This is a genomic window from Altererythrobacter sp. TH136 (assembly GCF_007065885.1).
GTDB lineage: Bacteria > Pseudomonadota > Alphaproteobacteria > Sphingomonadales > Sphingomonadaceae > Tsuneonella.
Map to the genome: position 1 here is coordinate 51,771 of NZ_CP041409.1, position 13,783 is coordinate 65,553.

Sequence of the window (13,783 nt, forward strand, 5' to 3'; positions counted from 1 at the left end):
CGGAACCTTGCAGGGAGATAACGGTTCCCTTCACTCAACAGCAAGGATTCGACATGACGGACAAGGCCATGGTTCCGGGTGAGCGGGACGTAATGGGCGGGACGCTGATCTGCTTCAGCCATCTTCGCTGGAATTTCGTTTTCCAACGCCCGCAGCACCTCATGACCCGTCTCGCTCAATTCAACCGGGTGTTTTTCTGGGAAGAGCCGATCGAACGCCACGATGGCGGTGCGCCCGAACTGTCGGTCCAGCTTGATGCTGCGAGCGGCGTTACCGTGATCACGCCGCAATTGCCGGCAGGGTTGAGCGGCGAAGACGCCAACCGGATCCTCGCTGAGCTGCTGGACAATCTCGCCACCGGTCTGACCGGCCGCATGGTCCTGTGGTATTATACTCCCATGATGCTGCCGATCTCGCGGCAGCTCAACGCGGATTGCGTCGTATACGATTGCATGGACGAGCTGGCCAACTTCCGGTTCGCTCCGCCAGAGTTGCTGCCGCTGGAAAGCGAACTGATCGGGCGTGCCGATCTGGTCTTCACCGGCGGATACAGCCTGTACGAGGCCAAGCGGGACCGCCATGCACGGGTGCATCCGTTCCCCTCGAGTGTCGATGGCCCGCATTTCGCGGCTGCGCGTGCGGGCGCGAACGATCCCGCGGATCAGGCCGGCTTCCCGCGGCCGCGCCTCGGCTTCTACGGCGTCATCGACGAACGGCTCGATCTGGAGCTGCTCGCGACCGTGGCCGATGCACGTCCGGACTGGTCGCTGGTGATGGTCGGGCCGGTGGTAAAGATTAGCGAAGACGACCTGCCGCGCCGCCCCAACATCCATTACCTGGGCGGCAAGGACTACACCGATCTGCCTGCGTATCTCAGCGGCTGGGATGCCGCATTGATGCCGTTTGCCATCAACGACGCCACCAAGTTCATCAGTCCCACCAAGACCCCCGAATACCTCGCTGCGGGCCGTCCGGTGGTGTGCACCCCGATCACCGATGTCGTGCGCCACTATGGCGAGTTGGAAGGCGTGTTCATCGCCGGCGAGGCAGATGCCTTCATCGATGGTTGCGAGAAGGCCCTCGCACTCGGCAAGCAGGGGACCTGGCTCGACAAAGCCGACCGTGCGCTGGCGACGATGGACTGGGATCGCACGGTGACTGCAATGTGGCGCCTCGTGGACGAGCGGGTCGCCGAGAATGCAAAGCAGAGCTCGATCGTTTCGCCCAGGGGACTCGGCCCGGGCGAGGACGGTTACGACGTGCTGATCGTCGGCGCTGGATTCGCTGGAGCGGTGATGGCTGAACGGTTCGCAAGCCAGGAAGGCAAGCGAGTGCTGGTGGTCGACCGGCGACCTCACATCGCGGGCAATGCATACGACAAGCTCGATGATGCCGGGGTGCTGATCCATCAGTACGGGCCGCACATCTTCCACACCAACAGCGCTGAAATCTTCGACTACCTGTCGCAGTTCACCAGCTGGCGGCCGTATGAGCATCGCGTTCTGGCGCAGGTCGATGATCAGCTGGTGCCCATGCCGATCAACCGCACGACGCTCAACATGCTCTACGGGCTCGACCTGAAAAGCGATGCCGATGTCGAGCAGTTCCTCGCTGCCCGCGCGGAGCCGCTCGAGACCATCGAGACCTCGGAAGACGTCGTGGTCGCTGCGGTCGGGCGCGAATTGTATGAGACGTTTTTTCGCGGGTACACACGCAAGCAGTGGGGCCTCGATCCGTCAGAGTTGGACCGCAGCGTGACCGCGCGGGTCCCGACCCGCACCAATACCGATGATCGCTATTTCACCGATCGCTATCAGTTCATGCCCGCGAACGGTTACACCGCGATGTTTGAACGGATGCTCGATCATCCCAATATCGATGTGCTGCTGGGGACGGATTACCGGGAAATTCGCGATATCTATCCGCACGCGCACCTCGTCTACACCGGGCCGATCGACGAATTCTTCGACCACCGCTTCGGGAAACTGCCGTATCGTTCGCTGCGCTTCGAACACGAGACGCTGGAGCAGGAGTGGTACCAGGAGACCGGCACGGTCAACTATCCCGACGAAGCGGTGCCTTTTACCCGCATTTCGGAATACAAATACCTGACCGGCCAGGATCATCCCTGCACCAGCGTGACTCGCGAATATCCTGCGGCAGAGGGTGATCCGTATTACCCGATCCCTCGCCCGGAGAACCAGGAACTGTTCAAGCGTTACGAAGCGTTGGCCCGCGCGCGAACCGATGTGACCTTTGTGGGACGGCTGGCGACGTACCGGTATTACAATATGGACCAGATCGTCGGGCAGGCGCTCGCATCCTTCCGTCGCTGGCAAGCCGCCTACGCAGCGGGCGAACAGCGCGAGTTGATCGCCACCGCCGCCTGATCGTTACGTTCTCCCGCGCAAATCGCTTGCCATGCCCGCCTCCGAACGGCAGGTTGACGCAAACGTAAAGCTGCACGGGAGAGCGGGCGATGGCCTTCAAGACGCGGATCACCGAAATGTTCGGCATCGAAACCCCGATCCTGATGGGTGGCATGACTGGCGTCGGGTACGGAGAGCTGGTCGCGGCGGTTGCCGAGGCGGGTGCGCTGGGTTTCATCACCGCGCACATGTTCCCCTCCGGGACCGCGCTGAAGGAAGAGATCGACAAGGTCCGCGGGCTTACCAGCAAGCCGTTTGGGGTGAACCTCACGCTGCTGCCGTCGATCAACCCAATCCCTTACGATGAGTATCGCGAAGCGATCATCGAAAGCGGCCTGACGATCGTCGAAACCGCGGGCCGGGCGCCCACCGACCACCTTCCTGCCTTCAAGGAGGCCGGCGTGCGCGTCATCCACAAATGCACCAGCGTGCGCCATTCGGAAAGCGCGGTGCGCAAGGGCGTCGACGTGATCAGCATCGACGGTTTCGAATGCGCCGGCCATCCGGGTGAAGACGATGTCGGCCTGGTGGTCCTGCTGCCCGCGACGGTGGATGCGCTTCCCGAAACGCCCATTGTCGCTAGCGGCGGCATGGCCGACGGGCGGGGACTGGTCGCGGCGCTCGCGCTGGGGGCGGACGCGGTCAACATGGGCACCCGATTCTGCGCCACGCAGGAAGCCGCGATCCATTCACACGTAAAGCGCAAGATCGTGGAGAACACGGAACTTGATACCGTGCTGGTCGGACGACCTTTCCGCAACACGGCGCGAGTGGCGCGCAACGCAGTTTCGGAAGAAGTGGCCACTATCCAGCGCAACCCCAACACCACTTTCGATGAGGTCAAGCACCTGATGGCCGGCGCGCGGGGCCGCGACCTCGTCTACGGGCAGGGCGACATGGATGGCGGTATCTGGAGCGCTGGACAAAGCCAGGCGCTGATCCACGACGTCCCGACGTGCAAGGAACTGGTCGCCAACATCATGGCCGAGGCCGAAGCGGTGCGCAGCCGGATCGACCGGATCGCTGGCTGACGCACCCGCACGAGGGGCAAGACGGGCACCAGGAGCCTTTCCTTAAGGAATTCGCACGCTATAGGGGCGCCGGTCTGCTGGGGCGTCGCCAAGTGGTAAGGCACCGGTTTTTGGTACCGGCATTCGCAGGTTCGAATCCTGCCGCCCCAGCCAGTCAGACCTAATCGCCGGCTTACCCGCCTGCGGATCGCTCGCTCTGGCAACGCGCGGGTTTTGCGCCGCGTGGCCCGACCTCGCGCAGGCGTTACTCTTTGCGGTCGGTTTTCCAGATAATCCGGTCCAGCAGCGACGGTTCGAGGACATCAAAATCGCTCGCCGCGTGCCGTTCGGGCATCGCCGCGGTGTTCACCAGACGGCCCCGCCGGGCGGCGGGGCGGGCGTCGATGGCGCGCACCCAGCGCGCGACGTTGGCGTATTCGTGCATCGACAGGAAGGTCGCGGCGTCATTGTAGGCATCGCCGCGAATGATGGCGCCCATCCAGCCCCAGGCGGCCACATCGGCGATCGAATAGTCCTTGCCGCCCAGGTACTCTGTCTCGCCCAACCGGTTGTCGGCGACCGAGAAAATGCGCTTGGCCTCCATCGCATAGCGGTTGATCGCGTATTCGAACTTGGCCGGGGCGTAGGCATAGAAATGACCGAAGCCGCCGCCCAGGAATGGCGCCGTGCCCATTTGCCACATCAGCCAACTCAGCACTTCTGCGCGCGCAGGGTTCGCGCGGGGAAGCAGGAAGTCGAACTTTTCCGCCAGATGCACCAGGATCGCGCCGCTTTCGAACACGCGGAACGGCTCCGGCCCGCTCCGATCCTCAAGGGCCGGAATCTTGCTGTTGGGATTGAGCGCGGTGAAGCCGCTGCCGAATTGGTCGCCGTCACGGATGTTGACCATCCACGCGTCGTATTCCGCATCGCTGAAGCCGGCGGCGAGCAGCTCCTCCAGCATGACGGTGACCTTCTGCCCGTTGGGCGTGCCGAGCGAATAAAGCTGGAACGGATGCTCGCCGACCGGCAGTTCCCGGTCGTGGCGTGGCCCCGCGGTGGGTCGGTTGATGCCCGCGAACACCCCGCCGTTTTCACTGTCATAAGTCCACACTGCAGGCGGGGTGTAGGTATCGTCGGCCATCGCGCGCTCCTGTTGGTAACGCGCCGAAGATGCGTACTCGTTCACATAAGCGCAAGAACCCGGAACCGGTCAGCCACGGTGCACGTTGGGCGGGACAATGGCGTCTTCCCTGCAATATGTCGAAGACTCCGGCGCGGGGATTACCCGGAAGAAAGTCGCGCATGGGTGGGCGTACTACGATCCGGATGGCGCCCGCATCACTGACCGCGACGAGATCGAGCGACTTAACAAGATTGCTTTGCCACCGGCATATACCGATGCCTGGTACTGCCCTGACGACTGCGGTCACCTGCTGGCGACCGGCATCGATGCCAGGGGGCGCAAGCAGTACCGCTACAACCCGGAATTCCGCGCGCAGCAGGAAGCCGAGAAGTTCGACGGCACCGCGCAGTTCGGACGTCTCCTGCCCAAGGTGCGCAAGCGCGTGGACAAGGATCTCGCCCGGCGAAAGCTGACCCGCGACCGCGCGGTCGCCAGCGTGGTCCGTCTGCTTGACTTGGGTGTTATCCGTGTCGGGAACGCCAGTTACGCCAAGGCGAACAAGAGCTTCGGTGCGACCACGCTGCTGCGCCGCCACGCAAAGCTGTCGGGCGCGAACCTGAAGCTTCGCTTCAAGGCCAAGAGCGGGGTGCTGCGCGAGACGAGCGTGTCGGACAAAAGCCTCGCCCGCTTCGTCCGCGCGGTCCAGGACTTGCCCGGCCAGCACCTGTTCCAGTGGGTCGATGATGAGGGTGAGGCGCACAACGTCGGGTCGACCGATGTGAACGCGTATCTGTGCGATGCGATGGGCGAACACTTCACCGCCAAGAACTTCCGCACCTGGCACGCCAGCGTGCTGGCCTTCCGGCTGCTGGCAGAAGCGGAGCGCCCGTTGACGATCAAGCAGTTGACCACCGAGGTGGCCGAACATCTCGGCAATACTCCGGCCATGGCGCGCAAGAGTTACATCCACCCCGCTGTCATCGCGTTGGTGGACAAGCAGCTCAAGTGGCGTGCCAGGCTCAAGCTGCCGCGCTCCACCAAGTGGTTGAGCGGCGAAGAGCGCGGTCTGATCAAGTTGCTCGAGAGTGGTCCCAAGGCGGCCAAGCTGCTGTCCGCAACTTGATCTGCATTCAGTTTGGAACGGGCGGTTCGCGCAGACGGTTTAGCGACGATGACAGGACCAAAGACCGCCGAAACGCTGGAGGGCGCTTTACCCGAAGCGCTGGACCGCCATGCCTGCAAGCTGCTCGACAAGGCGCATGAGCGCGAAAAAATGCTCGCAACGGCTGAAAGCTGTACCGGAGGGCTGCTCGCCGCCCTGCTGACTGACGTGCGCGGGCGGGGGCATGTGTTCGAGCGCGGCTTCGTCACGTATTCGGAAGAAGCGAAAAGCGACTTGCTCGGCATTCCGCTGGAAACGATCAAGCAGCACAATGCCGTCAGCCGCACCGTGGCCCTCGCCATGGCGAAAGGCGCGCTTGACCGCTCTCGCGCCGACATGGCGTTGTCGATCACCGGCTTCGCCGGCCCGGGCGGGGACGACGATGAGGAGGGGCTGGTACACTTCGCCTGCGCCCGCCGCGATGGGACAACCTGTCACCGGGAGGAGCACTTCGGGGCGATCGGCCGTGCCGGCGTGCGGCTCGCTGCGCTTGAAGTCGCGCTCCAGATGCTGGAAGAAGCACTCGACACATGACCGAGACCCGCGACCACCCGTTCTATTCGCTTCATTCGCATGGGCTGGTCCGCGTCGCTGCCAGCACGCCCAAGGTGCGCACCGCGGACGTGGCCTTCAATTGCCAGGCGATCCTGGATGAGGCGCGGCGGGCGCATGATGCGCATGTCGACCTGCTGATCTACCCGGAACTGTGCCTGTCGTCCTACGCGCTGGACGATCTACACATGCAACTCGCGCTGCTCGATGCGGTCGAGGCAGGAGTGGCGGAGGTGGTCGCCGCCAGCGTCGATCTGGTCCCCGTGATGGTGATCGGTGCGCCGCTGCGCCACAACGGCCGCATCTACAACTGCGCGCTGGCGATCCACCGCGGTCGGCTGCTGGGCGTGGTGCCGAAAAGCTATCTGCCCAATTACCGCGAATTCTACGAAAAACGCTGGTTCGCCAACGGACGCCAGATCGCCGGCCTGGAGATCGCGCTGAACGGTGAGAGCGTGCCCTTCGGCACCGACCTCATCTTCGCGGCGGACAATCTGCCGGGTTTCAAGCTTGCCATCGAGATCTGCGAGGATTTCTGGGCGCCGATCCCGCCATCCACCTATGCCGCGATGGCGGGCGCAACCATCCTGGCCAACCTTTCCGCCTCCAACATCGTCATCGGCAAGAGCGACGAGCGTCACATGCTGTGCCGTTCGCAAAGCGCGCGCGCCGTTTCGGCCTATATCTACTCCGCCGCGGGCCACGGGGAGAGCACGACCGACATGGCGTGGGATGGCCAGGGCATGATCTATGAACTGGGCGACCTGATGGGAGAGAGCGAGCGCTTCTCGCTCGAGCCCGAACTCTGCATCGCCGACATCGATTGCGAGCGCATCCTGGCGGACCGCATGCGGATGCAGACCTGGAACGATGCATGCGAGGCTGAGGGGCGGCCGGAGGACATCTACCGCACGGTGCTGTTCGAACACCAGCCGGCGGGCGGCGATCTCGACTTGATCCGACCGGTCCGGCGCTTTCCGTTCGTGCCCAACCGGATCGAGAGCCTCGACGCGAATTGCTTCGAAGCGTTCAACATCCAGGTCGATGGCCTGATGCGCCGCTTCCAGTCGACCCGCGGGGATTCGATGGTCATCGGCGTATCGGGCGGGCTTGATTCCACCCATGCGCTGATCGTCGCCGCCAAGGTGTGCGACCGGCTGGGTCTGCCGCGCACGACGATCCGTGGTTACACCATGCCGGGCTTCGGCACTTCAGAGGGCACAAAGACCAACGCCTGGAAGCTGATGAACGCGCTTGGCATCACTGCCGAGGAGATCGACATCAAACCGGCCGCGCAAGAGATGCTCGCCGCTATCGGCCACCCCTTCGGACGCGGCGAGCCGGTGTACGACGTCACGTTCGAAAACGTGCAGGCGGGTCTGAGGACCGACTATCTGTTCCGCCTGGCAGGTCATCACAACGGGTTCGTCATCGGCACTGGCGACATGAGCGAGCTGGCGCTGGGCTGGTGCACCTACGGCGTGGGCGACCAGATGAGTCACTACGGCGTGAACTCCGGCGTGCCCAAGACCTTGATCCAGTACCTCATCCGCTGGGCCGCGCGCACCAACCAGTTCGATCCCGCGACCGACGCGGTGCTCGACGCGATCGTGGGGCAGGAGATCAGCCCCGAACTGATCCCAGCCGGCGAAGACGGCGAGATGCAGAGCACCGAGGACAAGATCGGTCCGTACGAGCTCAACGACTTTTTCATGCATCACATCATCCGCTTCGGGCAGCGGCCCAGCAAGGTCGCATTCCTTGCCTGGCACGCCTGGCGCGATGCGCAGAGCGGTCGCTGGCCGGCCGAGTTTCCCGAACACCTGAAGAATGCCTATGACCTCGCGACGATCGCGCGCTGGTTGGAGAGCTTCTGCAAGCGCTTCTTCGGCTTCGCCCAGTTCAAGCGCAGCGCCATGCCCAATGGCCCGAAGGTCAGCGCCGGCGGAGCGCTCAGCCCGCGCGGTGACTGGCGCGCGCCGTCCGATGCGGTTGCCGACGTGTGGGTGGATGAACTGCGAGCAGGCCTGCCGCCGTTGGGATAACCGGCACAAAGCGCAGCGCGCCGCGTTTTAGTTTCAACTAGCGACGGACACCTGCACTTCATGGCCACGATCACGGGACTTGCGACCGCAGTCCCTCACCTCGATTTCGAGCAGGATTATCGCCGCTGGGCGCTGGCGCGCCTTGGGGACAGCCGTGAGGCGAAGCTGTACGACCGGATGGCGGCACGGTCCGGCATCGAACATCGCTGGTCAGTGCTGACGGAGGACGATGCGCGGCTCGATCAGGGCGTCGGCTTTTATGGCGGAGCGTCTCCGTCGACCTCTGCCCGGATGGAGATTTATGCGCGCGAAGCGCCGGAGCTGGCCTTGAAAGCGATAGCCGCGCTGCCGGACCTCGGCGAACCGACGCACATCGTGGTTGCCAGTTGCACCGGCTTCGTCGCGCCTGGCATCGATCAGATCATCGCGCGCCGGCTAGGCCTGACCGATCAGGTGGAACGGGTGCTGATCGGTTTCATGGGCTGCTATGCCGCGGTCACCGCGCTGCGAACCGCGCGGCACATCGTCCGCTCCCAACCCGAAGCGCGCGTGCTGGTGGTGACGGTGGAGTTGTCGAGCCTGCACCACCAGGAAGAGATGGATCTCGAACCCCTGCTGATGGGCGCCCAGTTCGGTGACGGCGCCGCCGCGGCGATCGTCACGCGCGACGGGGCCGGGCTGGAGCTGGGCGAAGGCATCTCAGCAGCGCTGGAGGACAGCGAGGAACTGATCACCTGGCGCATCGGCGACACGGGCTTCCACATGCGACTGTCGGGGGAAGTGCCCGGGCGGATCGCCGCCGCGCTCGCCAACCCTGGGGTGCAGGAGCGGATCACCGGCGGTGCCGTGCCGCACGAGATCGAGGGCTGGGCGGTTCACGCGGGCGGCCGGTCGATCCTGGACGCGGTGGAAAAGGGCCTGCACCTGCCCGCCACCGCGCTCGACGAATCCCGCGAAGTGCTGCGGATGTGCGGCAATATGAGTTCCTCCACCCTGATGTTCGCGCTCGGCAAGATCATGCGCCGCCGCCCTCCAAGCGGAGTGGCGCTGGCCTTCGGGCCCGGCCTCGCGATGGAGGGCTTCCGCTTCGGCTGGCGCGATGCTGGCTCTGCTTGAGTGCTGAGCGAACGGTCCCCTCGCGAAGAGCTGATGGACGACCCCGCCCTGGACGCGGGCACTTACACCCGGGTGTTGCACGATCTGGCGCGGGTCAACACGGTCACCCTCGCGCGGCGGCCGACGCTGGCCTTCCTGAAGCGCGCCATCGGCACGCACAAAAGGTTCAACCTGCTCGATGTCGGCTTCGGTGACGGCGACATGCTGCGCAGGATCGCGAAGTGGGCGAAACGGCGCGGCATCGAAGCGCGGTTGACCGGGGTCGATCTCAATTCCCGCAGCGTCAGCGCGGCGCGCGACGTTACCCCGGCCGAGCTTGGGATCGAGTATCGCACCGGCGATTATGCCGAGCTGGCGGGCGAAGGGTGGGATTGCGTCATCTCCAGCCTGGTCGCCCATCACATGACCCGCGAGCAACTGGTCGCGTTCCTGCAGTTCATGGAGCGGGAGGCGCGGGCCGGGTGGCTGGTCAATGACCTGCACCGCCACGGCTTTGCCTATGCCGGCTGGCCGCTGCTCGCCGGTGTGATGCGGTGGCACCCGATCGTGCGGCATGACGGCCATCTGTCGATCGCCCGGTCTTACCGGCCTCCCGAGTGGCCCCCGCTCCTGGCGGAGGCCGGCGTGCAAGGGGCGCGGGTGTTCCGCCAGTTTCCGTTTCGCCTGTGCGTGGAGAAAGTGCGCTGATGCCGCCGCTGGTCTTGGGTGCGGGGCCAGCCGGCAGCATCGCCGCGATCGTGTTGGCGAGGGCTGGCGCGGAGCCGGTGCTGATGGACCGCGATGCACAGGTGGGGGACGCGCTGTGCGGCGGGTTCCTGTCATGGCGGAGTGCCGACCGGCTGCGGGCGATCGGGGCGGATCCGGCGGAGCTTGGCGGCCACCCGGTCCACACGCTGGCGCTGATCGCCGGGAGGCACGTGGCTGTCGCGCCCCTGCCGGCGGCCGGGTTCGGGTTGTCGCGCCGGGCGCTCGATACGGCTCTGCGCGCTCGGGCGATGGCAGATGGGGCGCGGCTGGTGATCGAGCGGGCGCGCGCGGTCCGGCCCGGCGCAATCGAGGGCGACAGCCGCGAGTGGCCTTCAGAGGCGATTTTCCTGGCGACCGGCAAGCACGACGTGCGCGGCGAGCCGCGACCACGCACCGCTAGCGACCCCGCGCTGGGCCTGCGCATACGCCTGCCGGCCCAGGCTGGACTGCATTCTCTCCTGCGCGGGCGGATCGAGTTGCACCTGTTCGATGGCGGCTATGCCGGCATCGTCCTGCAGGAAGATGGCTCCGCGAACGTGTGCTTGGCCTTGCGCAAATCGCGGCTGGCGGCGGCGGGCGGCGACCCCCGCGCGCTGCTTGACCACCTCGCCGGCGCGCACCCGCGCTTCGCTGAGCGGATGGCGTTTGCCGGCACGGACTTGCCCATCGATACCGTCGGCTCGGTGCCTTACGGGTGGATTGCGCGGGATACGGAGAGCGGTCTGTTTCGCCTGGGAGATCAGGCGGCGGTAATCCCGTCGCTGGCGGGAGAGGGGATGGCCATCGCAATGACCAGCGGTGAACTCGCCGCGAAGGCGTGGCTGGCGGGGGAAAGCGCGCCCCGTTTCCAGCGGCGCTTCGCTCGCCGCGCGTGGCGCCCGGTCAGGACCGCGCAGCTCGTATGGGCAACCGCCGAACGCCCGCTCGGTGCGCGGCTGCTGGCGGCGCTGGCGGGCGAAGCGCCGATGCTGGCGCGCGCCGCCATGGCGCTGACCCGGATCTAGAGCGCGACCACCCAGCCGTGCGGATCGGGTTGCTCGCCGCGCTGGATGCCGACCAGCCGCTCACGCAGCCGCGTCGTCAGCTGGCCGGGACCGCCTGACCCGATGGTGAATTCAAAGTCCGGCGCGGCGACCTTGCCGACCGGGGTCACCACCGCCGCGGTGCCGCACGCCATCGTCTCCACCAGACGGCCGGACGCCGTATCGGCTCGCCACTGGTCAATCGCGTAGCGTTCCTCGCGGATAGTCAGCCCCTCGTCGCGCAGCAGCTGGATCAGGCTGTCGCGGGTGACGCCGGGCAGGATCGTGCCGCCGAGCGGGGGGGTGATCACGCTGCCATCGTCGAACACGAAGAACAGGTTCATGCCGCCCAGTTCCTCGATCCAGCGGCGTTCCACCGCGTCGAGGAACACCACCTGGTCGTGCCCCTTGGCGATCGCCTCCGCCTGCGGAACCAGGCTCGCCGCATAATTGCCGCCGGTCTTGGCCGCGCCGGTGCCGCCGGGGGCGGCGCGGACATAGTCCTGGCTGACCCAGATCGACACCGCCGGCGCGCCCGACTTGAAGTAATTGCCCACCGGGCTGGCAATCACCAGGAACTTGTATTCGCGCGCGGGCCGCACCCCCAGGAACGCCTCCGACGCGAACATGAAGGGACGCAGGTACAGCGAGCCGCCATCGACGGTGGGAAACCAGTCGCGATCCTTCAGCACCAGTTCGCGGCAGGCGGCGATGAACAGGTCTTCGGGCAAGCGCGGCATCGCCAGCCGATCCGCCGACTGGTTGAGCCGCGCGGCGTTCACCTCGGGACGGAACATCGCCAGGCTACCATCGGGGTGGCGGTAGGCTTTCAACCCTTCGAAGATTTCCTGCGCGTAATGCAGCACCGCGCACGCGGGATCGATGATCAGCGGCTCGCGCGGGCCGATCCGCGGCGAGTGCCAGCCTTTTTCGGCATGGTAATCGATCGTGACCATGTGATCGGTGAACACCGAGCCGAAGCCGGGGTCGGCAATGGCCTGGGCGCGAGTTTCGCCGGGGACGGGAGCGGGGTGGGGCAGGTGCGCGAAATCCATGCGCGGCGGTTAGTAGCGCAGCAGCATGGGCGCAAGATCAGCCGTCCCGGCGCGCCCCGTATGGTACAAATGAGAAGGGCGGCTCCTGCCAAGCAAGAACCGCCCTTCGCATGGTCAGCGGCCAGTGCGGCCGCCCACGAAGCCTCTATCGGCGAAGAAGACTACCGATAATGCTCCGCGAGGGTCGACACCGACCTCCCTGCTGAACCATGAGACATCGGTCACCTCCTTTCGCGCTGGATAGCCAGACCCCTGTTTCACCTGGGGCCGAGAGCCGCGTGTATCGCTGGCCTCAAGGCGCAATGTGAGTCGAACAGCCGGCGAACACAAGACTTGAAATGGAGTTTTTCACTGTCAGGATCGGTGGTTCGCGCTCCGGTCCTGCACAACGCGCTGGCGCCTTGCTGAGCGGGCGGCTTGCAGGGCGTAACGAAGCTTGCCAGACCTTCGGCAATGAGCAGGGAAGAACGCTTTTTCGCGGCGGTGGCCGCGCGCCAGCTGGTGCGAGCTTCCGTGCGCGCCATCGTCATTTCCGATCGCGGATTTCTCGTCCAGCGTCCAACCGATGGGCCGAACGCGCACAATGCCTTCATCGGCGGTGAGTACGAACTGGGGGACAGCTTCCAGGCGCGCTTGCGGGCCGAGTTCGAGGAAGAGACGAGCGCGCGGGTCGTTTCCGCGCACTATCGGTTCGTCGTGGAAAACCGCTTCCGGTCCGGGTCTCACGAGGTGCAGACGCTCGAACACTATTTCGAAGTCACGCTCGATCGGGAACAGGTCTCCAGCCGGGAGGAGCACCTTGAACAGGTGTGGCTCTCGCCCGGCCAATTCTTCACGGCAGACGTGAAACCCGCCATCGTTCGCGATGCGCTGCGAACCGCGACGTGGCGCGATGTGCGCCATCTGGCGGTCACCGGCTAGCGCGGCGTCCCGCCAGGGGTCCAGTGTCGCGCGGTTAGCGGCAGTCTTCGATCACTCGCGTGACTTCCGGCCAGCTCGGCAGATAGAGCGGGGGTGCGCCGGCCACCTCGATCGCGAACCGGCCTTTCGAGAGCGCCATCGAATCGAGCAGCGGATCGCTGGCGGCCAGCACCACGCGCATCGCGCCGTTCACGGGGGAACCGGCCAGCGCGCGGTTGTCGAATTCGGTGCGCACGGTGACTGGCGCTGATGCAGCGAAGTTGCCGGCGCGGATCAGTTCCACCGATCGGGACGCAGGCACGCAGCGCATCGCGAAGCGCGGCTCGCTGGCGGCTTCGCCGAAGCGCGCCTCGCTGCCGCCGCTGACGGGACTGTAGCGCCAGTCGCCCGGGGTCTGCGGCGCGTCGATCCAGTTGGTGAACGCGGGCGCGGGCAACGGGGCCGGGGTAGGCCGGGCGACGGGCTGCTGCACCGGAGGCGTGGGCGTGGGCGCGGGCCTGGGCGCCACGCACGCCGCGGTGCCCAGAAGTAGCGCAATGGTGATCGAGCGGCGAAACTGCATGATTTCTCCCTGTTCCCGCGGAGTTCAACGCACGCT

General features: G+C 65.6%; 12 protein-coding genes and 1 tRNA gene. 10 read left to right on the forward strand and 3 right to left on the reverse strand.

Going from position 1 to position 13,783, the window contains the following annotated elements; translation table 11 throughout:
* The first annotated feature begins 53 nt into the window (after nt 1-53).
* From glf to C0V74_RS00265, 3 genes are all read left to right on the forward strand, one after another.
* Entirely contained in the window at nt 54-2,390 is a 2,337-nt protein-coding gene (gene glf / locus C0V74_RS00255; protein WP_246844900.1) for a UDP-galactopyranose mutase, read from the forward strand.
* 89 nt (nt 2,391-2,479) lie between these two features.
* Nucleotides 2,480-3,460 (forward strand): nitronate monooxygenase family protein, encoded by a 981-nt coding sequence (locus C0V74_RS00260; protein ID WP_143250158.1) that lies wholly within the window; start codon nt 2,480-2,482, stop codon nt 3,458-3,460.
* 78 nt (nt 3,461-3,538) lie between these two features.
* Nucleotides 3,539-3,613 (forward strand) — tRNA-Gln (locus C0V74_RS00265).
* Between the two features lie 91 nt (nt 3,614-3,704).
* Here C0V74_RS00265 and yghU read toward each other — a convergent pair.
* Nucleotides 3,705-4,583: a glutathione-dependent disulfide-bond oxidoreductase gene (gene yghU / locus C0V74_RS00270; RefSeq protein WP_143250159.1), complete on the reverse strand. Its 879-nt coding sequence runs from the start codon at nt 4,581-4,583 to the stop codon at nt 3,705-3,707.
* A gap of 97 nt (nt 4,584-4,680) precedes the next feature.
* Between yghU and C0V74_RS00275 the strand changes: the two genes are divergently transcribed.
* The 6 genes from C0V74_RS00275 to C0V74_RS00300 are packed head-to-tail and all read left to right on the forward strand — an operon-like array spanning nt 4,681 to nt 11,191.
* Nucleotides 4,681-5,688, forward strand: coding sequence for a DNA topoisomerase IB (locus C0V74_RS00275; RefSeq protein WP_143250160.1), 1,008 nt, complete (start codon nt 4,681-4,683; stop codon nt 5,686-5,688).
* 48 nt (nt 5,689-5,736) lie between these two features.
* On the forward strand, nt 5,737-6,261 hold the full coding sequence (locus C0V74_RS00280) for a CinA family protein (RefSeq protein ID WP_143250161.1): 525 nt from the start codon (nt 5,737-5,739) through the stop codon (nt 6,259-6,261).
* Nucleotides 6,258-8,324: an NAD(+) synthase gene (locus tag C0V74_RS00285; protein ID WP_143250162.1), complete on the forward strand. Its 2,067-nt coding sequence runs from the start codon at nt 6,258-6,260 to the stop codon at nt 8,322-8,324. Before C0V74_RS00280 ends, C0V74_RS00285 begins: the two co-directional genes overlap by 4 nt.
* A 60-nt stretch (nt 8,325-8,384) precedes the next feature.
* Entirely contained in the window at nt 8,385-9,440 is a 1,056-nt protein-coding gene (locus tag C0V74_RS00290; RefSeq protein ID WP_143250163.1) for a type III polyketide synthase, read from the forward strand.
* Between the two features lie 33 nt (nt 9,441-9,473).
* Nucleotides 9,474-10,127, forward strand: a complete 654-nt coding sequence (locus C0V74_RS00295) for a methyltransferase domain-containing protein (protein WP_143250164.1) — start codon at nt 9,474-9,476, stop codon at nt 10,125-10,127.
* Complete coding sequence (locus tag C0V74_RS00300; protein WP_143250165.1) at nt 10,127-11,191, forward strand: FAD-dependent monooxygenase; 1,065 nt, start codon at nt 10,127-10,129, stop codon at nt 11,189-11,191. Before C0V74_RS00295 ends, C0V74_RS00300 begins: the two co-directional genes overlap by 1 nt.
* On the opposite strand, the gene C0V74_RS00305 is transcribed toward C0V74_RS00300, so the two are convergent.
* Nucleotides 11,188-12,264, reverse strand: a complete 1,077-nt coding sequence (locus tag C0V74_RS00305; protein WP_143250166.1) for a branched-chain amino acid aminotransferase — start codon at nt 12,262-12,264, stop codon at nt 11,188-11,190. The two genes, C0V74_RS00300 and C0V74_RS00305, sit on opposite strands and share 4 nt — an antisense overlap.
* A 453-nt stretch (nt 12,265-12,717) precedes the next feature.
* On the opposite strand from C0V74_RS00305, the gene C0V74_RS00310 reads away from it, so the two are divergent.
* Complete coding sequence (locus tag C0V74_RS00310; protein ID WP_143250167.1) at nt 12,718-13,185, forward strand: NUDIX domain-containing protein; 468 nt, start codon at nt 12,718-12,720, stop codon at nt 13,183-13,185.
* 34 nt (nt 13,186-13,219) lie between these two features.
* Here the strand turns inward: C0V74_RS00310 and C0V74_RS00315 are convergent, their stop codons facing one another.
* The gene (locus C0V74_RS00315; protein ID WP_131623644.1) at nt 13,220-13,747 is read right to left on the reverse strand and encodes a hypothetical protein; all 528 of its coding nucleotides are present in this window, start codon (nt 13,745-13,747) and stop codon (nt 13,220-13,222) included.
* Nucleotides 13,748-13,783: the final 36 nt, after the last annotated feature.